We start from the raw sequence: 566 nt of genomic DNA, 5'->3' as shown, positions 1-566 counted from the left end.
CGAAGAACGAGCATGATCGTCGGGGTGTTCGTTTTCGACCTCTTCGTCGCGGGCTTCTTCCTTGCCTTCCGCCGCGTGGCGAACCGCGAACGCCGTGCCGAGGAGCGCTTCCGCGAGACGATCATCAACAGTATGGCCATCCTCGCCGAGCACCGCGACAAGGGGACGGGGGCGCATATACAAAGAACGAAGGCGTACGTGAAGCTGCTGCTGGAGCGATCCGGGAGCGACGCGCTCTATCCGAGAAAGGACCTTCCCCTGATATGGCAGTCGGCGGCGCTGCACGATATAGGCAAGGTGGGGGTGCCGGACGCCATTTTGCTGAAGCCCGGGAGCCTTACCCGGGAGGAATTCGAGATCGTCAGACAGCACCCGTCGATCGGCGGCGACGTCCTGGGCAGGACGCAGGAGCTGCTCGGCAAGGACTCCTTCGTCGTCTACGCACGCGAGATCACGGAGTGCCACCACGAGAAGTGGGACGGAAGCGGGTATCCCCGAGGGCTGAAGGGGGAGTCGATCCCTCTGCTCGCGCGCATTATGGCGATCGCGGACGTCTACGACGCCAT

General features: G+C 63.4%; 1 protein-coding gene. It reads left to right on the top strand.

Annotation, left to right across the window (positions count from 1 at the left end; genetic code table 11):
- Positions 1-12 precede the first annotated feature (12 nt).
- Positions 13-566: HD-GYP domain-containing protein (locus tag E0765_RS04835; protein WP_223175675.1), on the top strand; the 554-nt coding region annotated here is incomplete at its 3' end.

The sequence above is a fragment of the Sulfuricurvum sp. IAE1 genome (assembly GCF_004347735.1).
Classification (GTDB): domain Bacteria; phylum Campylobacterota; class Campylobacteria; order Campylobacterales; family Sulfurimonadaceae; genus Sulfuricurvum.
The sequence above is the reverse complement of the archived record's forward strand: the minus strand, read 5'-3'. Positions and strand labels throughout refer to the sequence as shown.